Origin of the sequence: Planococcus chinensis (genome assembly GCF_042681545.1) — a bacterium.
Classification (GTDB): Bacteria; Bacillota; Bacilli; order Bacillales_A; family Planococcaceae; genus Planococcus; species Planococcus chinensis.
This window is the reverse complement of record NZ_JBHUFW010000004.1, coordinates 305,790-328,144: the sequence shown is the minus strand read 5'-3', so window position 1 is coordinate 328,144 and position 22,355 is coordinate 305,790. Positions and strand designations below refer to the sequence as shown.

Below are 22,355 nucleotides of genomic sequence, written 5' to 3'. Positions count from 1 at the left end.
CCTATTCTTCAGCCATCCACGTGCGCAATAATTTCGCAAAATCTTCCGGCCGCTCCTTGGCAAGTTTTTCAATCGTTTTGCGTTTCGGATTCGACTTCGCTGTCAATTCCGACAAGTCGATTTCCTCTATTTCATCAATGCGGGTGCCAGGCATTTGATTTTCATACATGCTGAACTCGAACTCCTCTTCCAACTCTTCGCGCTTCTTGCGGCGCATCAACAGGAATACAACGAGCCCGATCACCAGGACTGCCAGGCTTCCCCCGATGATCCACATCAGGCTTGCCGGAAGCACCGTCCACCATGTCGGCGTCGGCTCTTCAACGACCAATTCCGGTTTGCCTTTGAACTCGGTCGCAAATACGGAAATCCGGTTGTTCAGGTCTTCTTCCGCCACTTCTGTTCCGTTCATGCTGAGCGTCGTAGCCACTGTATTGCGCAATAAATTCCGGATATCTGCAACGTTTTCCGGTGAAAGACTACCCGGATCCGTTGGCACCGGCGGCTCCACACCGACATTGATCGTGATGTCATCGATGACATATGGGCTCATCTCGATCTGTTTGTTGATGCGGTTGACTTCGCGGTTGATACGTTCTTCCGTCCGCTCCGATTCGCTCGAGCCGCCGTCTCCGGCAGGATACGTGGCCGGATCATTTGCAATTTCCGTCTCGCCGACGCCGGCTGCTGCATCCAATCCGGCACCTTCGCTTTTATAGGTCTCGACAATGCGCTCGACGCTGAGGTCAAGGCCGGTGCCGTCTTCATTAACCGCTTCGACCAGATTCTCTTCGCGTTTCTCTTTAGTGAAATCCATGCTGGTCATCACGGAAACGATCACTTTATCCTGTCCCATCGTCATGCCGAGCATCTGCTGCAGCTGGCGCTGGATATCTTTTTCAATGTCTTTCTGGATTTCGCGCTGCTGCTGGTAAACCGACAGCGTCGTGTCAAGCTGGTTTTCCTCAAGCGCTTCAAATACCTGGCCGTTCTGGTTCATGATGACAATCTGGTCAGCCGGCAGGTTCGGCACACTTTTGCTGATCAAATGGTACAAACCGTTGATCTGCTTCTGGTCGAGCTGGAACGCCGGAGCGCCCTGCACAACGACCGAAGCTGTCGCCACTTGTTCTTCGTCGGTGATCCAGACGTTTTCTTTCGGCAGCGTGATCATGACATTCGCATCCTCGACGCCGTCGATCTGTTTAACAAGGTTCGACAATTCGTTCTGCATTGCATCGCGCTCCACGACATCAAAATGGCGGTCGGTCATGCCAAGCCCCATGTTTTCGCTGAAAATGCTGTAGTTCACATTGCCGCTTTGCGGAATGCCGTCAGCTGCCAAGCTAACTTTCAAATCCGAGACGTTCTCCTTCGGCACACTGATGATCTTCGAATCCGCCGATACTTCGACCGGAATCCCCTGCTCCTCAATCGCCGCCTTGATTTCTCCCGCTTCGGAAGCCGACAGGTCGGAATACAGCACCGCATAGTCGGTCCGCGAGTTCAAGAACGTAAAAATCGACAGCAAGAGGACCGTCCCGATCAAAGAGCCGGCGATGATCCATTTCGTCGCCTTCGGAAACTTCTCCCACGACTCTTTCACCTTTGCACGGTATACAGTTATCTTTTCTTTCATTTATGCTCCATCCTTCTTCTCATGTGCTGGAATCATAATTGCATTCTCATGACTTCCTGGTAAGCTTCAACCACTTTGTTGCGGACTTGGACGGTCATCTGAAGGGACAAGCTCGCTTTTTGCGAAGCGATCATCACTTCGTGGACATCCTGCACTTCGCCGGTGACGAGCTGTCCGGTCAATTTATCCGATTCGTTCTGGGCCGCCTTCACGTCCTGCAGCGTATTCTTCAGAATTTCGCCGAAACCTTCGACTTTATTTTCAACCGCGGGTTTCGCGATTTGTGAGTTTTGCAAAAAGGGTGCTTGTACTTGGCTGGTGATTTCCATAATGACCTCCTAGATGGACTTTATTAAATGAATTTATACTTTTTCAGTATCGATATTCCGCAAAACAGCTTCGCTTTGCTGCGGGCTTGCGCCGAGCTGTCCCGCGGCAGTCTCCGCTGTTTTGCTCCATATCTCAGATAGCATTGCTAAATGAGATATGCTTTCATTCCTCAAAGAAGTTTCTAGCGCCGCCGCGCCCAGGGCTAGGCGGAGTAGTGAGACGAGTGGTTTTCTCGGCTCATTACGGAAGCCATGCCCAAAGCGCCGAAGCGGAATATATACTTTATTTATTTACCGATCTCCAATGCTTTCATGAACATGCTCTTCGATGCGTTCAATGCCGTGACGTTCGCTTCATAAGAACGGGTGGCCGACATCAGATCGACCATTTCTTTGACCGGATCGACGTTCGGCGAGTAGACATAGCCGTTTTCGTCCGCATCCGGATTGTCCGGCGCGTAGGTCTGGACAAACGGCGCTTGGTCTTCTCTGATCTGGGAAACCGAAACGCCCGAAACTGGACCAGCTCCCCGGCTGATTGCTGAAGACAAATGCTGCTGAAACGGCGAAACGCCGTTTTGCGACAGTTCCACCGTTTTCCGGCGGTATGGAACCCATTCGCCGTTTACCATATGCCCGCGCGTTGTGTTAGCGTTCGCGATATTCGATGATACAACGTCCATCCGCAGGCGGTTTGCCGTCAAGCCGGATGCACTGATATTCAAGCCGTTGAATAAATTCATTGATGATTATCTCCCTTCAATGACGGTGCGCAGGGAATTGAATTTTCCATTGACCCGTTCTGTTAAGGCGTTGTACCATAATTGGTTTTTCGCCAGTTCCGCCATTTCGGCGTCCATGTCGACGTTGTTTCCGTTCGGCGTTATTTTGGTGGAGTGGTTTTCTTTGATGATGGAAGAAGAGCCTAGCCCGTTTTCGGTACTGAAAGCAAAATGCCGCGGATCGGTTTTCTTGCTCGCCATGGCTTGGGTGCTGATTGCCGTATCAAACGCTGACTTGAAGCTCACTTGTTTGCTCTTATAGTTGGGGGTATCCACATTCGCAATATTTGCAGTGTGGACACGCTGTTTTAATGTGGCAGTTGACATCGCTTGTTCCAATGATTGGAACGATTGGGGAAAGAGATTCATTTTATAGCTCCTTTGCTGAATTTTGGCCAATAAAAAAACCCACTCAAAAAAGGGCGGATTTACATTCAATCTACCATTTTTCGGTAACCCGGCTGCCATATTACAAGGTAATTTAGGCCCGTGGCTTTGCGCCCTCCCCTTTCGGAAAAGTTTGCCGTTATCGTATGATAATCACTATTCTATTTTTCAAACTCGGTATTTCGTACCAATTTGATTTTCAAGTTCGAAAATTATAGTAACATGATTTTATTAATTTGTATATTTTTCTTTTATAAATTTTTTAGTATATATTTTACATTTTTTTCTGTTGTTCGTCGCAAAAAGATGTTATGCTTACCCGTAAATGAGCATATCCCATTTTGAGAGGAATGAACTAATATGTTTCGTGGTTTATACACGGCCACTTCCGGCATGATGGCGCATAACCGGAAACAGCAGATGCTGACCAATAATTTGGCGAATGCCAATACGCCAGGCTTTAAACAAGACCAAACGGTCATCCGTTCTTTTCCCGATCAGCTGATCAAAGCGATGGGATCCGCGAAAACAATGGCTTCCGGGCATCATCTTGGCAGCATGTCAACAGGCGTCTATGCACAGGAAGGCATTCCGTCTTTCGCGCAAGGCGCTTTAAAATCGACTGGAAACGCAACAGATTTTGCGTTAATGGACGATCTGCTGCCTGTCAATCCTGCCACAAATGAGCGGGGGTCTTTAGTCTTTGCCGTCGCGCTTCCCAATAACGAGGTCCGCTACACCAAAAATGGCCAGTTTTCTGTCGGTCCGGACGGGTTGTTGAAAACGAGTGAAGGGCATAATGTCCTCGGCTCGGACTTATCTCCTATAAGAGTTGATTCTAAAGATTTCACTGTCGAAGAAGATGGCACAATAACTTCGGCAAACGGAACCTCTACCAATGACCTATGGATTGGCTATACAGAAAATCCTCAGCAATTGGTAAAAGAAGGCCATGGTTTATTGCGCTGGGCTGGCAACGGATTGGAAGTTCCACAGCTTGCCGAAGGTGTTCCCTTCCTGGATAATTCGCGTTCATTTGTCAAACAAGGGTTCGTGGAATCGTCCAATGTCGATCTGACCCAGACGATGACTGACATGATGAGCACCTACCGCGGATTCGAATCAAATCAGAAAGTCCTACAGGCATATGACCGTAGCATGGAAAAAGCGGTCAACGAAATTGGCCGCGTTTAACGAGGAGGTTTCCAAACGATGAACATTCAAATGAACACAGCTGGAAATTCGATGCGCGAACTTCAGAAAAAAGTCGACGTCATCGCCAATAATATTTCCAATGTAAATACAAATGGCTATAAAAGGCACGAAGCAAACTTCTCCGATACACTCGTCCAGTCGATCACCAAACAAGCCGGTCCGGCACATGAAATCGGACGGAGTACGCCAAATGGACTACGTATTGGTTCTGGCGTCAAAGTCGCCGAAACGAGCCTTCGGAGCGAACAAGGCTCCATCCGCCAGACCGGCCGTGACCTCGATTTCAACATCCAGGGCAGCAACGGATTTTTCCGGGTCGCCTCTGAAGGGAACGTCTTCTACACCCGGGACGGCTCTTTCCAGACGCAGCCGGTACTCAATTCGAACCGCGTCAATCTCGTGACATCGAACGGCGACTCCGTGCTCGACCGCAATAACAACCCGATTGGGTTCGATTCGGATTACAGTTCGGTCAAGGTGAACCAGAACGGTACGATCGAAGTTTCTTATAAGACTCCCGGCAAAGCTGCGGATACGATTCAATTGAGCATCGCTGACATCAGCCGTCCGAATCTTTTGGAGAAAGCCGGCGGCAACCGCTATCAGCTTCCGGGTACAGGAGGAGAACAGATCGCCAATGGCACTTTGAGCCTCCTCGATCTTTCCCAGCAGAACGATGGTTCGATCCGCATCGGCCAAGGCGCTCTTGAAATGTCGAATGTCGATTTGACAGAAGAGATGACCGAGTTGATTTCGACGCAGCGCTTGATCCAGTCGCAAGGCCGCGCGATTTCATTTGCGGATGATATGATGGGATTGGTAAACACGATACGTGGTTAATGGTTTAGAAGCATCCGCTCCTGCGGGTGCTTTTTTTCATATATATAATAGAAGGAAAAATGTGGGATAGAAGGGTTTGGTTAGGGGATTGGTGTTTTTGGGCAGAAGAAATGTTGGATCGACTTGTGGGAATTCGTGCGGGTTTAGTGGAAATTCACTTGAGTGTAATGGGAACTCGCAGAGGTTTAGTGGCATCTCGTATGGCTCAAGCGCGAACGGATCGTCGTGGCTGGAATTCGGAAGGGGTTGGTTGGAACTCACGCCTCATTCGTTGGAATTCATTCTATTCGAAACCATAAAACCAAAGAATGATGCTTTTCGCGGCTCGCGAAAAGCGAAAAAGATATGTGGTGTGTAGGAAATCAGTTGAGGAGTTCTATTCTTTTCATAGCTTTGGGCCAAGTGGCAACTCGCAATGAGTTAGTGGCAATTCGACGGGTTTTAGTGGCAACTCGCATGGATTTAGTGGGAACTCGCCCGTTCCAAGTGGAAACTGGGCAACAAGGTTGGAATTCAGGCCGCCTTGGTTGGAATTCAGGCCGCCTTGGTTGGAACTCACGCCTAGTTGGTTGGAACTCAGCCAGAGTTGGTTGGAATTCAACCTTCTTTGGTTGGAACCCACTTCCCTTTCAAGGGAACACTTTCTTATCCAAACCCAAAACCAAAGAATGATGCTTTTCGCGCTCCCCGCGAAAAGCGAAAAAGACACAAAAAAAACACCCACAACTGTGGGTGCATTCTTATCTCAGAAAATCCATCAAGCTCGGCTGGATGATTTCCGATGTAGCCGAGAGGCTTGCCTGGTAGATGCTTTCTTCGCTTTTCAGCTTGATGATCGCTTCGGCGTAGTCGACATCTTCTATTTTGGAGAGCATTTTCGTCAGTTCCAATGTACTGCCTTTTAGGCGATTGTCGGTCGCATCCACACGGTTCGTGCGCGCACCGATTTCCGATTGGACCGTCAGCATCTGGTCCATGCTGCTGTCGATGGCATCCAAGTCGACCGGCGTGTTCGCTTTGACCGCACCCGCTAAATCTTCAAGCATCTGCACGGTGCCGCCAAGGATTTCCGCAGAAGATGCGTTCGCCTTGACCGTCAAACCATTGCCGATCGTGAAACTTTTCGCTGCGCCGAGCAGGTCCTGCCCGTTCAGCTGCGTGCCAGACAATTGTTCGATCGTCGATTTCAGCTCCAGAATCTCCGTTGAAATTACTTCGCGTGAATGGTCAGAAAGTGTATCGCTGCCGCCTTGCACCGCCAACTCGCGCACGCGCTGCATAACATCGGTCATGCGGCTGATCGTCTGGTCGGTTTCGTCGAGCCACAGTTTGGCTTCGTCGGTGTTGCGGGTGAATTGCTCGTTTTCCGCAATCGTGCTTTTCAGGTTCATCGCTTTGCTGACGCCGTTCGGGTTGTCGGACGGCCGCTCGAGCATTTTGCCGGAAGACACTTGGCTATTCGTTTTTTCGAACCGGCTCAGGTTCTGGTTCATGTGCCGCACGGAATTCTGGTGCAGCATCTGTTGTGTGACTCTCATTTGGTACCCCTCCACTCGGTTCTATTAACGGGCCATGCGGTTGATGATCGTATCGAGCATCTGGTCGGTCGTTGACACGAAACGTGCCGCGGCGCTGTAGGAATGCTGGTACTTGATCAAATTCGCCATTTCCTCATCAATCGAGATTCCCGTCACCGACTGGCGGCGGTTGTCCGTTGCCATCAGCGCAGCTTCCGAATTGGCTACTGCGTTGATCGACCCTTGGCTTTGTGCGCCCAGTTTGCTGACAAGCGTACGGAAATCGCTTTGCGCCGCTTTCGCGTTCGCTTCCAGATCCGCTGGCGCTTTATAAGTTGCTGTTTCATTGACTTTTAAGTTCTGAATCGTAAACGGCGTGCCGCTTGCGAATAAACCATCCGCTTTGCCCATGCCGTTCGCTGTTGCAAATTTCTCTACAACTGCCGTCAAATCGGTTTGATAGGCTTCCACAGCTTTCAAGGATTCATTGATGCCGGCAATCTTGCCGCCTTTTTTGCCGTCGGCCGCAACCACCGTACCAACTTGATCCGTTCCGGTTACCAGCGCTTTGCCATCGGCCGAACTGATATCGTAGATGCCGTTTTTATTCTCCGTCACTTTCACGGGAATCAATGAACTTAATTGCTCCACAAGCACATCGCGCTGGTCGAGCAGGTCGTTCGAGTTCTTGCCGTTCTGTAGAATGCTTTGATTGAGTTCAGCAATTTGCTTCAAGTAGCCGTTCGCTTCGTCCACTGCCGCTCCTTGCTGCAATTGAAGGTCCGCTGTGATGTTGCCAAGCGACGTATCCATCGACTGCGCCACTTGAACGAATGCCTCTGCGCGTTCTTTCAGGACCACTTGGGCCGATCCGCTCATCGGGTCATTCGCCACGTCCTGCCAGGCAGAACTCAATTGATCCATCGAAGCGCGCAACCCGGTCTCGCTCGGTTCGTTAATCGCGACTTCGATGCGGCCGAGGGTTTCCTGGCGCACGGACCATTCACCGGCAGCAGCGGACTGGTCGCGGTATTGCGCGTCCAAAAACCGGTCTCTCACACGGGTGATCGACTCGACAAGCGCCCCTTGGCCAAGCTGGCTCGGGTTGACGCTGCCGTTCGCCCAAACATCGAGTGCCGGAGAAGCGGTTTGATTTACTTGTTGGCGCGAGTAGCCTTTTGTATTTGCATTCGCTATATTATGCCCCGTCGTCGAGATGCTGGTCTGGGCAACCGCGAGTCCGCGTTTGCCGAGTTCTAATCCGTGAAATGTTGAAGCCATGTTTTTTCCCTGCCTTTTTACGCCTTATGCTTTTGTATCAAAAAAGCCTTGGCTATTAGTCTGTGGTTTTGGTTGCCCGATCGGCGACTGGTAATTGAATTGCTGCTGTTTCGTCTTCGTCACCTGATCAATCATGTGCTGGACAAACTGCATCGAATCGAGCAGCAGCCGTTCATTGATTTTATTTTTCGCCTGCAGTTCGATCAAAAGGTCCTGCAACGCACTGACCTGGTTCTGCAATTTACGCTTCATGAGTTCGTCCGTGAGGCCGTCGACCATTTCGCTGAACCCAGATGCGCCGTGTTCCAGCAATAAAATACCGGTGATGCGTTCGCGTTCGGTTTCAATCGCGTTCAATTCTTTTACCAGCTTCGCTTCTTCTTTCACGAGGACATTGAGGTCATCGACGCGGCGCTCGATCAGCACCGCCTGTTTCTCGTCCGCGAATCCGATCAGCCTTTTCTGTACGTGGATCATTTCATCCAGCGCGGCGCCCAATTCCTTCAGCATCCGACACCCTCCTCTTTCTGCAGCCCGAACTTACTTATCAAACCAGAACTGAAAGACCTTATCGGCCACTTCTTTGCCGTTGACCTGGTATTCACCAGACTCGATCTGCGCTTTCAATTGGTTGATCTTTTCTTGTCTTTCCGTGCTCGCTTCGGTTTTCTTTTCATACATTTCTTTGGCCCGGTTCGAAATCTGCACTTGATCTTCTTGTTGGATCGGCTTCGCCTTCTCCACCGGAGGAACATTCGCCTGCTTCTGATACGCATTGATGAACGTGGAACCCGTTGTTTTATCGATATGCATTTCGCCACCGCCCTCTTTTTTTATTTTGAATAAAATCTAGTTTAGCATTTTTTAAGCCGCTTCGGCGCTTTGGGCATGACTCCCGCAAGAAGCCAGGCACAGAACGCCTGTCTTCTTGCTTCGTCTAGCCCGTGGACGCGCCGGCGCTGGTTTAGCTCATTAAAAGCAGATAGCTTCACTCGATAGAGAAGCTTTATCTGAGATATGGAGCAAATCAGCGGAGAAAACCGTACTGCTCCTGCAGCGCCGCGCGCTTCGTCGCAAAGACTTGCCCTCGCAGGCTTCGGGTAAGTCTTGCCTGCGGGATAGCGAGACAGCCGAGACCCCGCAAGTCGCGAAAGCGACTGAGGAGGCTTGGCGCTCGCCCGCGGCAAGCGCAGCTGATTTGCGGAATATCTGCAGAAACTCTTTACTATTTCAACTGCCAATACTTCACTTTCGTGGACTCTTCATCGCGCTTCTTGTTCATGTCCCCGATCAGTGCTTCGCGTTTGAGCGTGCGGCTGATGTCGGAGGAGAACAGGTCGAAACACGAGTGGCAGAGCATCTGCCGCTTGATGACGGTGCCGCAATGGGCGCAGGGGTAGCCGAGCTTCGGGAAGTCGGCGCCGTAGATGCGGCCTTCGCGGATGAAATCCGTGATCTGCTTCTCGGTGACGCCGGTCGCATCGCTCAAACCTTCAAGCGTGATGAGCTCCGCGTCGGTTTCCCGCAGGTAGCCGTTGACCGACTGGAAGTCCTGCTCGATTTCCTGGTGGCAATCACTGCAGCAGTCGGAATATGATTTGATGTATAGTTTGCCGCATAGATGGCAGTTCGCCAATCGGTCCTGTTCCACTTGCCTCACCTTGTTCTTTCTACTATTTATATCGGCATCCATCCGGAAAAGTTTAGCGCTAAATCGAATTATTGCAATTTAAATTCGGTGACCAGCACGCGTTCGACTTTGCCTTCCTGGACGATTTCATTCAACTTCAGGGTCAATTCCTTCTCAAGCAGTGAAATTCCTTCTTTGCCGACCAATTGGTCCTTCTCGAATCCGGCCACGGTCGAGATGATCGCAGCACGCACTTGCGCATGGCGCTTTTCGGTCGCTTCTTTCGCTTTTTCGCTGCTGAGCAGGATGTTGAACTGTACGACTGCGTAATTGTTCGCCGAAGCCAGGTTGGTCGTGATGATGTCGGTGTCGACGCTCATCGCGGCGATTTCCTCAGCGGATGGCGCTTTTTCGGTTTCCGCTTCCGCTGTTGTATCCTTCAAAAAATACATCGCGCCTCCGCCGACGGCTGCGACAGCGATCAATAAAATCATGAGCATTTTCATACTTTTCATAATGCACCTCTTACTCTTTTATTTTCCTTCGACGCTATGCGGGGAGATGAGCACTTCGACGCGGCGGTTTTCCGCGCGTCCTTTTGCCGTATCATTCGATGCGACCGGCTGGTATTCGCCGTAGCCGGTGGCGCTGAATTTCCGCGGATCGAGTTTATCATTTTCCAATAGGATCTTCATGAAGTTGATGGCGCGTTCCGAACTCAGCTCCCAGTTCGACGGGTATTCTTCCGGATCGGTCGGGATGTTGTCGGTATGGCCTTCGATGTAGATGTTGCGCGGCAGATCCGTCACCAAAAGGCTCGCGATTTCCATCGCCATCGTTTCTGCGGCAGCCGTGATGTCTGCGCTGCCGGACGGGTAAAGCACGCCTTCTTTGATTGTGAGCAGCAGGCCTTTCGCCGTCAGCTGCGTCTGCAGACGCGGCGACAAGCCTTTTTCTTTAATGTACGCTTCGATTTTTTCCTGGATTTCGCCAAGTTCCTTGAAATCCTCCTGGAGCGCTTTTTCTTCCGGCGTCATTTCTTCTTCCGGATTTTCTTCTTCTTCCCCGTCTTCTTCCAGATCCGACAGCTTCGATGTGTCGCCCGGCGTCTCGACCGGCGCCTGGTAATCCATGATGCCGGTGCCGCCTTGCAGCTCCTGGTTGAACGAATCGGAGATCTCCTGGAACTTCTGTGAGTTCACTTCGCTCGCCGCAAAAAGGACGATGAACAGCGCGAGCAGAAGCGTCAAAATATCCGCATATGGAATTAGCCATGACTCGTCGACATGTTCTTCGTGCTTGTGTTTACGCTTCAACGCGAGCCCCCACCTTTTCCTCTTCTTTCAAAATCCGGTCTTTCGCCGGCAAGTACGTGAGCAACTTCTCTTCAATCGTGCGGACCGGCAAGCCTTCCTGCACGGCAAGCAGGCCTTCCAGCATGATCTGCTTCGTGCGCGCTTCTTGCTCCGACTTCCGTTTTAATTTATTCGCAAACGGATGCCACAGGACGTAGCCCGTGAAAATCCCGAACAGCGTGGCAATAAATGCCGCGGAGATCGACTTACCAAGGAGCGCTACGTCATCCAAGTGCCCGAGTGCCGCGACGAGCCCGATGACCGCACCCAATACCCCGAGTGTCGGGGCGTATGTGCCCGCCTGCGAAAAGATCTTCGCGCCGAGTTCGTGGCGGTCCTGCATCGCTGCGATTTCCTCTTCCATCAATTCACGGATGTATTCCTGCGGCTGGCCGTCGACGACCATCTTCAAGCCGCGCTGCAAAAACGGATCTTCCACTTCTTCCGCGCGGTCTTCGAGCGCCAGCAAGCCTTCCTTGCGGGCAACCATCGCCCATTCCGTGAACATCGGGATCATCTCGCGCAGCGGCATGATTTTCACTTCGCCGAACAGCACCTTGAACAAGCTCGGAATCTTCTTCACTTCATCGCCCGGGAACGCAATCATGATGGAAGCGGCCGTTCCGCCGAAAATGATGACCAGTGCAGCCGGGTTATACAACGCAATCGGATCGGACCCTTTCAAAATCATTCCGCCGACCAATACAAGCAGCCCCATTAATATGCCTATCCATGATGTCTTATCCACACCAAAAACCTCATTTCACTCTATGTTTTCTCTTTATTGATTCTTCAATTGGCCCATCGCGAGCTTCCATGTGTCGCGAAGTTCAGTGACGTAGCCTTCCGCTTCTTCCAGTGCGGCCAGATCGTTTTTCATGTTTGCTTCAATGAGAAGGCCGTAGATGTAGTCGTACATCCGGGCAAGCCCTTCGGAAATGGCAATGTCCATGTCCAGCGTATGGCGCAGCTCCTGGATGATCGCCTGCGCTTTGAGAGAGTTCGTGTTCTTCTCTTCGATTTTATTGTCCGCCATCGCTTTTTTCGACAGCTTCATAAATTTCAGGCAGCCGTTGTACAGCATGAGCGTCAGTTCCTGGGGCGATGCCGTCATCACCGAGTTCTGCTGGTATGCCTGATAAGGATTGATTGTTGCCATAAATTTCCCCTACTTCCGTTTATCTATGAACGATCCGCCGGCGCCCATGTTCTGGTAGGCGCCGATGTATTTCTTCGACATTTGTTTGGTCTGGTTGATGCGGTTCAGCTGTTCGCCGAACGCCCGGTACAAGCCCTTGACCATCGGCTGAAGCGTTTCTTCCAGCTCTTTGAGTTCTGAAATTTTCTCCCGGTCCCTTGCTGTCCAATGAAACCCATCGCTTCCGGTGAATGCTGAAAGGCGGGCAATCGTTTCCTGCCGCTTTTCGAACATTGCTTGCAGCTCTTCCAGCTGGCCGTCTTCGTTGTTTTCCATTTTGACGTCTATGGCAGACGCTTTCCCATGCAGCTCTTTTGTTTGTTGCAGCAAATCGATTAAATATTGGCCGTACATCTTACATGCCACCGAACATATTCGACTGCATCCAGACGCTTTGCTGGTTCATCGTGTTCATCGCCTTTTCCATCGCCGTAAATTGCCGCCAGTAGCGGTCTTCAACGCGCGACAAGCGGTCTTGCCATTTCGAGATGTCTTCATCCATCTGCTTGATTTTCTTGGTGATGACGCTGTTGTCGATGGCGCTTCCCGGATTGCCGGCACGGCTTCCCAACTCTTTGATGGCGTCGTTCAGTTTATTGTAGACGCGGTCCCCGATGCCGAGGCCGCCGGTTTTATTCGTAAACAAAGCGACCACTTCGTCCGGTTTTTCCGTCAGTGCTTTTTTCAGCTTGTCTTCATCAATGTTCAGGCGGGCGCCTTCGCTGTAATGGCCGGTGGAAATGCCGATTTGGGAAAGCAGGCTAATATTGCCCGGTGCAATGCCTTCGACTTCGTCCATGAACGCTTTCCGCAATTGCAGGACCGCATCGCGCAGGATCGGATCGTTGCGCATCAAGCCGCTTCTCGATTTCTCTTCCCATAACTCGATTTCTTTTTCTGTCATGGCCTTTTTCTGTTCGTCCGTCAGCGGCTGGAAGTCCGGATAGCGCTTCTCCAGAAGCGCCGTCTCCATCTCGGTGATGGTCTTGTTGTATTGCTCGACAAAGCTTTTGATCGACTCGATCGGCTTTGCCGTGTCGGCGCTCACCGTGATCGTCGACGGCGGGCCCACTTGCAATAAATTCAGCGTCAGTCCGTTGACCGTTGTCTGGTTCGTTTTCAATCCGCCTATCTCGATGCCGTCAAAGACTACTTTGCCATCAGTTCCGGCCGACGTATATGCTGAGACTGTGGCTGTTGAAAATGAAGTCTGAGCGTCCGTTCCGACCACTTGCTTCGCAAGCGCCGCGGAATCAAAGCTCATCGTGAAGTTTTCAGTCGATCCCATCGCCTTGGTTGAAACGAAAAAGCGGGAAGTCGTGTCGTCAAAGCTGACACGGAGCGCCGGGACAGCCGCTGCTGTTGCGTCCTGCAGCTTGGTCGCAACTTGTTTATAAGTCTCATTGCCATCTATCGCAACTGATACAGAGCCGACCGTAATCGTCCCAGCCATCCCAATGATGTCCGTCGATTTCGCCGCTCCTGTGCCGTCCGTCTTTTGGATAGCGAATTCCGAATGTAGTTTTGCAGCTTTCGCGACGCTGAGCACTTCTGCCTGATACGATCCTTGCACCGCGCTGGACGTTGTCGTGACCGACAAGCTCGCAGCGTTTGAAGAACTCGCAGTGAATGCGTTGAATGAAGATGAGAACCGGAGGCTGTTCGCGCTCGTGCGCAGGTTCGACAGCGATAAGTTGAAATCGCGGTAAGAATCCTGCTGCCATTCGGTCCAAATTTTCTTTTGGGTCAATTTATCAAGCGGCATCCGTTCTGCCGACATCAAGTCTTTCACTAATTGGTCGATATCCATTCCAGTCGCTAATCCGCCTATGCGCATCTTTGCCCACTCCTTTGATCGTTACATTTTTTCATCTACGAGCAATCCTGCAATTTCCGCTATGGAAGCGTACATATCGAGGAATTTCTTGTTCGGGATTTCTTTCAGTACTTCGTCTGTCACCGTGTCGATGATCTGGACATAGTAAATATCCAATTTCTCATGCAGCTGGAATTTCAGCGACGTGGATTTGTGTTCCAAAAACTCATTCATTTCCCGCACTTTTTCAATCAGCTTCTCTTTCGGAATTCGTTCGGCCTGTTCCTCCAAAGGCGGTTGTGCAGGCAGCTGCTCCGGTTTCTCCACTTTCGTTTCGGGTTTGTTCGGAAAATAAATGGCTGTTGTATTTTTCACTTCCATCGTCGTCTCTCCCTCTGCTTATCCATTCTCTACCGCTGTTGAATCCTGGCTTTCAGTTCCAACCAGCGTCTATAGGTTAGTTATCGGCAGAAAGAGGAAGTTTTTTAACCCGAATCCTCAAAAAAATAAAACCGATTCCCAAGGAACCGGCTCCATCCATCACGTTAAGTTGTTGAACTGCTGGCTGACGCCTTTCGTCCAGTGGTTGTTGAGCCCGGTCGGATCGTTCGCTGCCCCTACCGGCGCATACTTCGCGCCTATTTCTGCGATGGTGTCCTTGCCTTGGTTCAGGTAGTTCTTGCGGAGATTCCGCGCCATGTCGTAAATACTGTCTTCAATCGACGCATAACTGCGCAGGCCGTTCTTGCCCATCATGCCCGCCACATTGTTTTTCTCATTGACGGCGCGCGATGAACCGTTTCCCGTTTCGTGGATCGCAATGGCCGTTAAAAGACCCGGATCGATATCATACTTCTTGCCGGCATTGATGAAGTGCTGCGCCGATCCGCTCAGCTTGCCTTCGAGCGTGTTTTCGAGTTTGATGAACTGCACCGGCTTGAAGCCGAAATCGCTTTTGTCATTCAGGCTCGTCGGCACATCGCGCGTATCGATCGGCTGGATCGATGCCGAAACCGGCGAAACTGCAGGAGTTGCTCCAGCAACCGGCGACTGCATCGGCTGGATGATCACTTGAATCGGCGTGAAAGAACCGGTACCTTGCATCGCCATCGGAGTTTGCAAAAACGAAACTTCCGGAGGTGCGGACTGCTGAAGGCTTTGCATTGCCGCATTCAAGATCATCATGAAGAGGGCATTGTCACCGCCCATGCCGCCAAGCGGGGACATGGAAGACGGGTTGGCAGCCGGTGCGGCCTGAGCCATGGATGCCATGGTCATTTGTTGGAACCAATTGGATGAAATCGGGCTGGTCATGTGTTTTCCCACCTTTTAGAATTTGCACGTGATTTCATTATACGAAAAACCAGGAAAAATAGAATAGGATAATTGTGTCAACAAGTATTATCTAATTGGCTTAATATAGCAATTCTCAAACTTTTCATGTGTCTTTAGGCATATTTCTTCTATTAGATAGGAAGGTTTACTGGAAGGACTTTTCCACTTTTTCTCGAATAGTATAAGTGTTGAGCATTAGCGGATGGAGGGAAAAAATGAAACCGGCATATCAATGGATTGCAGCCAGTGTCCTGCTCGTTCTAGCAGCACTTTCTGCAAGCAAAGGAACGGATTTAAGGGCGCTTGGCACAGATGTGGACGGTGCGGGGATCGGTGTATATTTCTTAAGTTTTGAAATCAATGATCGGGTTGCTGAAATGAGCATACCTGCGTATGCGATCGGGTTCTTTATTGCAAGTGGAGTTTTGGCAATGACTGCTATAGGGCTGATGATTACAACTCAATGGAAAAGCAAGAAAAGGAATAAATCAAAAAACGCATAAAAAGAAACTGCCTTCCACATGGGGTCAATTTCTTTTTATGCGTTTTAAATTGTCTTTATTTCAGTAGTTCCAGGATGGATTGCGGCTGCTTGTTGGCTTGGGCCATCATCGCCTGCGACGCCTGGTTCAGGATATTCGCTTTCGTGAGAATCATGATTTCCTTTGCCATGTCCGTATCACGGATACGTGATTCTGCTGCGGTCAAGTTTTCTCCAGAAACCTCGACATTATTGTGTATGTGCTCTAACGCATTTTGATAAGCTCCAAATTTCCCTCTTTCAGAAGATACTTTCTGTATCGCTTCATCTAATTTTAAAATAGATTTTGCAGCCTCTTCCCATGGATCAACTTTCAAATCGGATATACCTAGCGCAGCAGTACGGACATCACTGCGATTTATATTAAATACTTCTCCTGAATTTGCTCCATACTGTATTAGTATATCGGCAGCAGGTTCTTCTATCACATCAGGCGCATTATCCTGGTTGATTAAATAGTTTGACTGGACTTTGAAAGTTGAAGACTTAGAACCGCCGTCATTTCGAATTTCTATAATCCACTTTCCACTAATAGGGTTTTCAAAAACCATTTTTTCATCACTTGATCCCCATCCTGAATAGGTAGCTTTTGAAGACGAGTTGTTTGATGTGCTTTCCTGGTTGCTGCTTGAAGACATATTTGCCGTGCCATAGCCAAACCATTCTCCGCTTGGACTTTCGATATTCAAGTCAGGCCACACACCATCGGAAATCGTGCCAAAAAAAGCAGCCACTTCCAAGGTGCCTGTATTGGCTCCTTCCGGCACTTCGATATATCCGGCGGCTGCTCTTTCGCCAGGATTTACAGTAATGATCTGTTCATTAGAAGGGACATTTTCTATGACTTCATTTTTAGGTACATTTAATATATCGATGCCATTGTATTTAGTGTTATTAGCCACGTCATCTATATCGCTTATTATCTGGTTTACTTCATGCTGAATAACCATTCTATCGTTTGAAGAAAGTGTGCCATTCGCTGCTTGGACAGCTAGTTCCCTCAATCTTTGTAGATTAGGATCTGCAATTTTAGCAAGGCTTCCTTCAGCTGTTTGAATGAAATTTATTCCTTCCTGGATATTTTTTTGCGCTTGTTCCAACCCTCTGATCTGGGATCTCATCTTTTCAGATATAGCTGTCCCCGCTGCATCATCCGCTGCGTGGTTGATGCGCACCCCGGAAGAGATCTTTTCCATGCTTTTCGCTGAAATTTTAGCATGTGCATTCATTTTGTCTAATATATTGATGCCAGCCATATTGCGGTTAATAATCATTTCGGATCCCCCAAATTTTCTTCGATAGTCCCATTATATCAATCTCAATACCAGTTAGTTACATTTTTAAGTTAATTTTCAATAAAAAAACTGTACCCCGATAAGGATACAGCTTTTTTTGTATTTATTTCTTAGAAGCTTTCGTTTCCACCGTCGCCTGGCCGATCACTAAGTAATCGCCGACCATGCCGCGGAATTCGAGCAATTGCGTGCCGTCAATCCATTTGAAATCTTCACGGTTGAAGCGGAAATGCCCTTGCTTCGCTTGCTGCTCAAAGCCGTTTTTGCCGGAGATGGCAGAAACGCCGTTGATTGTTACGGTCTCAAGATCGAAATCTTTTGTGCTAAAGCCTTTTGGCAATCCGACTTGGATAGAGAATACGCCGCTATTGCCTTTGATGACGCCTGGCATTACTTTGAAATCGTTCAATGGAATAAACACTGTGATCGTTTCTTCCAAAGTGCTTGTCCAGCCAGCCTGATCAGTCACCGAAACTTGAATTTTGTAAACTCCCGGCTGATCAAATGAAACAAGGTCGCCGTTCGCTACTTCTTCGCCGTTCACTGTCAGTTTTTCAGAAGCGATACCAGATAGAGCGTCACTTGCTTCGTAGCTGATCGCCAGCTCAGAACCAAGTGCCACTTCATCTTCGAGGTTCCACGAAAGAACCGGAGCCGTTTTGTCGATTTTCACTTGCGCTGTTTTCACTTCTTCTTTATTGCCAGCAGCGTCTGTGCTGTAAAATGCAATTTCATGTACACCTTCTTTGCTTACAGAGAAGCTCGTGCCTTCTGTAAACTCTGAACCGTCCACTGAGTAGAACGTCTTCGCAACGCCGCTATGTTCGTCCGTCGCTGTCAGTTCCACTCCAAATTCACCTTGGAGCCATTTATCTTCGATGTTTGAAAGAGTTTCAGGAGCGGTGCGGTCGATTTTCACTTCGGCCGTTTTCGCTTCTTCGATGTTTCCTGCCTTGTCGACGCTGTAGAAGGAGATCGTGTTGATGCCTTCTTCAGTCACGGCAAAGCTTGTTCCTTCAACGAACTCGGATCCGTTTACGGAGTAGAACGTCGTTGCCACGCCGCTATGCTCGTCAGTCGCAGTCAACTCGACCATGAATTCCTTGTGCCATTCGCTGTCTGCATTTGAAACCGTCTCAGGTGCGATGCCATCGATGTTCACTTGAATCGTTTTCACTTCTTCTTTATTGCCGACTTTATCGATGCTGTAGTAGGAAACTTCGTTGACGCCTGCTTCCGTGATCACAACAGTCGAGCCTCCGACAAACACAGAGCCGTTTACGGAGTAGAATGTCTTGTCGACGCCGCTCTTGTCGTCCGTCGCCGTCAATTCCACTACCGCTTCTTTCAGCCAGTCAGCGGATTCGTTCGATTCCGTCACAGGCGCCGAGCGGTCGATTTTCACTTCCGCCGTCTTCACTTCTTCCGTACCGCCGGCTTTGTTGACGCTGTAGAACGAAATTTCGTTGATGCCGTCCTGGTCTACGGTAAAGCTGCTGCCTTCCGCAAACTCAGAGCCGTTGGCCGAGTAGAATGTTTTTGCAACTGCGCTCTTGTCGTCCGTTGCTGTCAATTCCACTGTGAATTCCTGGTGCCATTCGCCGTCCACGTTCGACACGGTTTCAGGAGCTGAACGGTCGATATTCACTTCGGCCGTCTTCACTGCTTCCGTGTTCCCCGCTCCATCGACGCTGTAGAATTCGATTGTGTTGACGCCGTCTTCAGTTATTGCAATAGCCGCGCCTTCTTTGAACGGTGCGCCGTTCACTGAGTAGTAGGTCGTTTCAACGCCGGCCTTATCGTCCGTCGCTGTGAATTCCAAAGCGAATTCCGTATGCCATTCGCCGTCTGCATTCGAAACCGTTTCAGGAGCAGTGCGGTCGATCTTCACTTCCACCGTCTTCGCTTCTTCTATGTTTCCAGCAACATCCGTTGAATAGAATGAAACCGTGTTGATGCCTTCTTCATTCACAAGTACGATGTCGCCTTCGGTGAATTCAGAACCATTTACCGAATAGAATGTTTGGTTCACTCCGCTTTGCTCATCTTCCGCTTTCAACTGGACCGTGAACTCCTGGTGCCAATTACTGTTTGCGTTGGATGATGTTTCTGGAGCTGTCTTATCAATATTCACTTGAGCTGTTTGGACTTCTTCTACATTCCCCGCAAGATCCGTTGAGTAGAATGAAATCTTCTGGCTGCCGCTTACCGTGAAGTCAGCGCCTTCCAGGAAATCAACGCCGTTAAAAGAGTAGAACGTCTTGTCGACGCCGCTCTTATCGTCTTCCGCAGTAAGGATTACGTCAAAATCTTTATTGATCCAATCAGTGACTGCGTTTGACGATGTCACTGGCGGAGTCAGGTCATTTTGCATTTCAACTGCTACCGCATTCGAGTAGCCCGAGTCGCCGAAACGGCTGTGCGTGACGGTTACGACGTACTCGTGTTTGCCGTCAGCGATGTCAGTGATAATGTAATTGCGTTTTTCTGTCGTGCCTAATAGGACATATTCTTCTCCGACCACTTCGTACACATTATATGCAGAAGCACCGGTGATTTCTGTCCAGTTCAATGTAGCTGTCTGCTCATCAAAAGAAAGCAATTTCAATTCCGGGCTTTGTACAGTCGGGTGGCCCAGCGTGTATTCCACTTTTGATGGAGCGGATTCGCCGAAGCGGTCGCTAACGGCCGTCACTTCGTATTCGTACCAGTCTTCTGGCATGTTGGTGAAGATGCGGTTTGTGCGATCTGTTGTCGCCACGAATTCTTTTACACCGTCTTTAATTTGGTAGATGTTATATGCGCTAGCAAACTCAATTGCTGTCCATCTCAGGTACAGGTCATTGCCGTTTAATACACTGATGCTGATCTCTGGAGCAGCTAAGTCAGGATGTACAAGCGAATAATTTACCGGGGTTCCGATTTTTGATTCGCCAAACCGGTCACTAAACGAAGTAACTTCGTATTGATAATTTCCGGCTGGAAGATTTGTAAACAGACGGCTTGTACGATCCGTCGTATACAAAAGTTTTTTCACGCCATTATCAATTTGGTAAATATTATAGCCAGTCGCATATGCTGACTCCGGCCATTTTAAAAACAAATCATTTCCGTTCATTACGGTAACATTTACACTTTCGGGAGCTGCCATTTCAGGAAATACTAAATCAATTTCTGCTTGAGCAGCCTCTTTAGATTCTCCAAAGCGATTACTTACTGCATGAACTTCATATTTATAATTACCCGCTGCTTTATTCGGCAAGGTACGGTTTAAATTTTCTGTTGTATTTACAAGTTTTCTGATGCCATCTTTAATTTCATAAATGTTATAGGCAGTTGCAAATTCCACTGCTGGCCATTTCAAATTGATATCGTTGCCATTCCAGACAGTCAATTTCAATTCAGCAGGAGCTGCCATTATTGGATGAACTAAAGTCACTACTGTCTGTGTAGAAGTTTTGGACTCACCAAAACGGTTGCTGACTGAAGTAACTTCATAAGTATATTCACCTGCCGGCAAATTGCTAAATGTTCGGCTTAAATTAGAAGTGTTTATTAGAAGCTTCTTTTCACTAGTCATGATTTGGTAGACATTGTAGCTGTCTGCAAACTCGGAAGCCTTCCATTTAAGATTAATATCATTCCCACTTAAAATAAGCGGATTTAATTCAGTTGGTGGAGCCATAATTGGATGCACGACTTGAATTTCATAAGGAGCAGAAGGTGCAGACTCCCCAGTTAAAGAACTGAAAGCTGTTACTTCAAAAATATATTGCCCTTCAGGCTGGTTCGCATATGTGAAAGATGTACGAGTTGAGGAACCCACGAGCTTCTTTTCTTCTCCAGCTATTTGATAAATATTATACTTTTGAGCGTTAGGAACAGAATTCCATTTTAAAGATATATAATTCCCGATGATTACACTGCCATTAACTTCTGTTGGAGCCTCCAGAGATGCCGCAAGTGCATTGGCGCTTGGCAATATAAACTGAAGAACTAGCAAGACGCTAAGAAGAAGTGATATTGCACTACTTTTTTTCAATTGATTTCCCCCTCTTTATACCTAGGTAGATGACAAATAAAAAAACACTATATATCTTTAATATAGGCTTTTCTAATCGTTAAAATAAGAGACTCAACCGAAGGAAGAGTCTCTTGTTTTTCTTCATATGCTAATGATTAACGAAGCAATTGAAGTACTGCCTGTGGTGCTTGGTTTGCTTGACTTAACATAGCTTGAGAAGCTTGAGTCAAGATGTTGTTCTTAGTCAAGTTCATCATCTCTTTCGCCATGTCAACGTCTCTGATGCGTGATTCTGCAGCTTGCGTGTTTTCAGCAGAAGCGTTCAAGTTGTTGATTGTGTAGTCTAAACGGTTTTGAACAGCACCAGTGTATGCACGGCCTTCAGAGACTGTCTTAATTGCTGTATCAAGAGTTAGTAAAGCAGCAGCTGAAGTTGTAGCATCAGCCACAGAAACAGTACCAAGACTAGTCAATGTAGCAGATAAATCTACTTCTTTCAAATCAAGACTTAAAGTTTCTCCTGAATTTGCTCCACTTTGGATTGTAAGGACTCCAGTTGTTCCAGATTGTCCATCGAGCAGAGTTTGACCATTGAATTTAGTAGTATCGGCAATATCTTGAATTGTTGCAGTCAATTGTGTAAGTTCCCCGCCAATAGCTGCTCTTTCTTCGTCACTATTTGTATCACTCGCTGCTTGTACAGTCAATTCACGCATACGCTGAAGTACAGCGTGCGTTTCGTTCAAAGCGCCATCAGCTGTTTGGATCAAAGAAACCGCGTCTTGTGAGTTTTTAGAAGCTTGCTCAAGTCCGCGAATCTGTCCGCGCATTTTTTCAGAGATTGAAAGACCAGCTGCGTCGTCTGCACCACGGTTGATGCGCATACCTGAAGAAAGTTTTTCCATTGAGTTAGCTGCGTTGCCGCTAACCTGGCCCATTTGGCGGTGAGTGTTAAGTGCTGCGATGTTATTGTTGATAATCATTTTGTATTACCTCCGTGTAATGTTTTTTATTTTTTGCAAGGGTCCAAATCCGTTTGAACTTCCTTACACTATTTATATCGGAGGCACTTTAGAAATGTTTAGCGTTTTTTGAAAAAAAACTTTAAATCTTTTTAATAACTCTGTTAACCGTTGCTTCTTACAAAGTAAAATCCTACATACACTTGGTT

At 48.6% G+C, this 22,355-nt stretch carries 23 protein-coding genes and 1 riboswitch; of the genes, 3 read left to right on the top strand and 20 right to left on the bottom strand.

Going from position 1 to position 22,355, the window contains the following annotated elements:
* Position 1: 1 nt before the first annotated feature.
* The 4 genes from fliF to flgB all read right to left on the bottom strand — a co-directional run bounded on the left by fliF (position 2) and on the right by flgB (position 3,119).
* Entirely contained in the window at positions 2-1,639 is a 1,638-nt protein-coding gene (gene fliF, locus ACFSDB_RS03955) for a flagellar basal-body MS-ring/collar protein FliF (protein WP_204890881.1), read from the bottom strand.
* Positions 1,640-1,671: 32 nt separating this feature from the next.
* The gene (gene fliE, locus ACFSDB_RS03950; protein WP_204890882.1) at positions 1,672-1,968 is read right to left on the bottom strand and encodes a flagellar hook-basal body complex protein FliE; all 297 of its coding nucleotides are present in this window, start codon (positions 1,966-1,968) and stop codon (positions 1,672-1,674) included.
* 287 nt (positions 1,969-2,255) lie between these two features.
* Positions 2,256-2,711: a flagellar basal body rod protein FlgC gene (gene flgC, locus ACFSDB_RS03945; protein ID WP_204890883.1), complete on the bottom strand. Its 456-nt coding sequence runs from the start codon at positions 2,709-2,711 to the stop codon at positions 2,256-2,258.
* 6 nt (positions 2,712-2,717) lie between these two features.
* Complete coding sequence (gene flgB / locus ACFSDB_RS03940) at positions 2,718-3,119, bottom strand: flagellar basal body rod protein FlgB (RefSeq protein ID WP_204890884.1); 402 nt, start codon at positions 3,117-3,119, stop codon at positions 2,718-2,720.
* A 79-nt stretch (positions 3,120-3,198) separates the two neighbouring features.
* Positions 3,199-3,285: riboswitch (cyclic di-GMP riboswitch) on the bottom strand.
* 212 nt (positions 3,286-3,497) lie between these two features.
* Between flgB and ACFSDB_RS03935 the strand changes: the two genes are divergently transcribed.
* Both ACFSDB_RS03935 and ACFSDB_RS03930 read left to right on the top strand, forming a co-directional pair.
* Positions 3,498-4,331: a flagellar hook-basal body protein gene (locus tag ACFSDB_RS03935; protein WP_204890885.1), complete on the top strand. Its 834-nt coding sequence runs from the start codon at positions 3,498-3,500 to the stop codon at positions 4,329-4,331.
* An 18-nt stretch (positions 4,332-4,349) separates the two neighbouring features.
* A complete protein-coding gene (locus tag ACFSDB_RS03930; protein ID WP_204890886.1) occupies positions 4,350-5,192 on the top strand; it encodes a flagellar hook-basal body protein in 843 nt (280 codons plus the stop codon).
* A gap of 740 nt (positions 5,193-5,932) precedes the next feature.
* Here the strand turns inward: ACFSDB_RS03930 and flgL are convergent.
* From flgL to ACFSDB_RS03865, 13 genes are all read right to left on the bottom strand, one after another.
* Positions 5,933-6,730 (bottom strand): flagellar hook-associated protein FlgL, encoded by a 798-nt coding sequence (flgL, locus tag ACFSDB_RS03925; RefSeq protein WP_204890887.1) that lies wholly within the window; start codon positions 6,728-6,730, stop codon positions 5,933-5,935.
* Between the two features lie 24 nt (positions 6,731-6,754).
* Complete coding sequence (flgK, locus tag ACFSDB_RS03920) at positions 6,755-7,990, bottom strand: flagellar hook-associated protein FlgK (protein ID WP_204890888.1); 1,236 nt, start codon at positions 7,988-7,990, stop codon at positions 6,755-6,757.
* 24 nt (positions 7,991-8,014) lie between these two features.
* Positions 8,015-8,500 (bottom strand): flagellar protein FlgN, encoded by a 486-nt coding sequence (locus tag ACFSDB_RS03915; RefSeq protein WP_204890889.1) that lies wholly within the window; start codon positions 8,498-8,500, stop codon positions 8,015-8,017.
* Between the two features lie 30 nt (positions 8,501-8,530).
* The gene (flgM, locus tag ACFSDB_RS03910; RefSeq protein ID WP_204890890.1) at positions 8,531-8,803 is read right to left on the bottom strand and encodes a flagellar biosynthesis anti-sigma factor FlgM; all 273 of its coding nucleotides are present in this window, start codon (positions 8,801-8,803) and stop codon (positions 8,531-8,533) included.
* A 412-nt stretch (positions 8,804-9,215) separates the two neighbouring features.
* Positions 9,216-9,650: a flagellar protein gene (locus tag ACFSDB_RS03905; protein ID WP_204890891.1), complete on the bottom strand. Its 435-nt coding sequence runs from the start codon at positions 9,648-9,650 to the stop codon at positions 9,216-9,218.
* 59 nt (positions 9,651-9,709) lie between these two features.
* Positions 9,710-10,135, bottom strand: coding sequence for a flagellar basal body-associated FliL family protein (locus ACFSDB_RS03900; RefSeq protein WP_204890892.1), 426 nt, complete (start codon positions 10,133-10,135; stop codon positions 9,710-9,712).
* Between the two features lie 18 nt (positions 10,136-10,153).
* Positions 10,154-10,936: a flagellar motor protein MotB gene (gene motB, locus ACFSDB_RS03895; RefSeq protein WP_204890893.1), complete on the bottom strand. Its 783-nt coding sequence runs from the start codon at positions 10,934-10,936 to the stop codon at positions 10,154-10,156.
* Entirely contained in the window at positions 10,926-11,723 is a 798-nt protein-coding gene (gene motA / locus ACFSDB_RS03890; protein ID WP_204890894.1) for a flagellar motor stator protein MotA, read from the bottom strand. The genes motB and motA overlap by 11 nt, the downstream gene beginning before the upstream one ends.
* A gap of 33 nt (positions 11,724-11,756) precedes the next feature.
* Complete coding sequence (gene fliS, locus ACFSDB_RS03885) at positions 11,757-12,134, bottom strand: flagellar export chaperone FliS (RefSeq protein WP_204890895.1); 378 nt, start codon at positions 12,132-12,134, stop codon at positions 11,757-11,759.
* 9 nt (positions 12,135-12,143) lie between these two features.
* Positions 12,144-12,527, bottom strand: a complete 384-nt coding sequence (locus tag ACFSDB_RS03880) for a flagellar protein FliT (protein WP_204890896.1) — start codon at positions 12,525-12,527, stop codon at positions 12,144-12,146.
* A gap of 1 nt (position 12,528) precedes the next feature.
* Positions 12,529-14,010, bottom strand: a complete 1,482-nt coding sequence (gene fliD, locus ACFSDB_RS03875; protein WP_204890897.1) for a flagellar filament capping protein FliD — start codon at positions 14,008-14,010, stop codon at positions 12,529-12,531.
* Positions 14,011-14,031: 21 nt separating this feature from the next.
* Positions 14,032-14,370, bottom strand: coding sequence for a flagellar protein FlaG (flaG, locus tag ACFSDB_RS03870; protein WP_204890898.1), 339 nt, complete (start codon positions 14,368-14,370; stop codon positions 14,032-14,034).
* 159 nt (positions 14,371-14,529) lie between these two features.
* Positions 14,530-15,303 carry a glucosaminidase domain-containing protein gene (locus tag ACFSDB_RS03865; RefSeq protein WP_204890899.1) on the bottom strand — a complete coding sequence of 258 codons (774 nt, stop codon included), beginning with the start codon at positions 15,301-15,303 and terminating at the stop codon, positions 14,530-14,532.
* Positions 15,304-15,539: 236 nt separating this feature from the next.
* Here ACFSDB_RS03865 and ACFSDB_RS03860 point away from each other — a divergent pair, with 236 nt between their 5' ends.
* Positions 15,540-15,827 (top strand): hypothetical protein, encoded by a 288-nt coding sequence (locus ACFSDB_RS03860; RefSeq protein ID WP_204890900.1) that lies wholly within the window; start codon positions 15,540-15,542, stop codon positions 15,825-15,827.
* Positions 15,828-15,882: 55 nt separating this feature from the next.
* On the opposite strand, the gene ACFSDB_RS03855 is transcribed toward ACFSDB_RS03860, so the two are convergent.
* The 3 genes from ACFSDB_RS03855 to ACFSDB_RS03845 form a co-directional block, all read right to left on the bottom strand.
* Positions 15,883-17,139, bottom strand: a complete 1,257-nt coding sequence (locus ACFSDB_RS03855; protein ID WP_204890901.1) for a flagellin N-terminal helical domain-containing protein — start codon at positions 17,137-17,139, stop codon at positions 15,883-15,885.
* A 124-nt stretch (positions 17,140-17,263) separates the two neighbouring features.
* Positions 17,264-19,921, bottom strand: coding sequence for an OmpL47-type beta-barrel domain-containing protein (locus ACFSDB_RS03850; RefSeq protein ID WP_204890902.1), 2,658 nt, complete (start codon positions 19,919-19,921; stop codon positions 17,264-17,266).
* Between the two features lie 1,418 nt (positions 19,922-21,339).
* The gene (locus ACFSDB_RS03845) at positions 21,340-22,167 is read right to left on the bottom strand and encodes a flagellin N-terminal helical domain-containing protein (RefSeq protein ID WP_204890903.1); all 828 of its coding nucleotides are present in this window, start codon (positions 22,165-22,167) and stop codon (positions 21,340-21,342) included.
* Between the last annotated feature and the right edge of the window lie 188 nt (positions 22,168-22,355).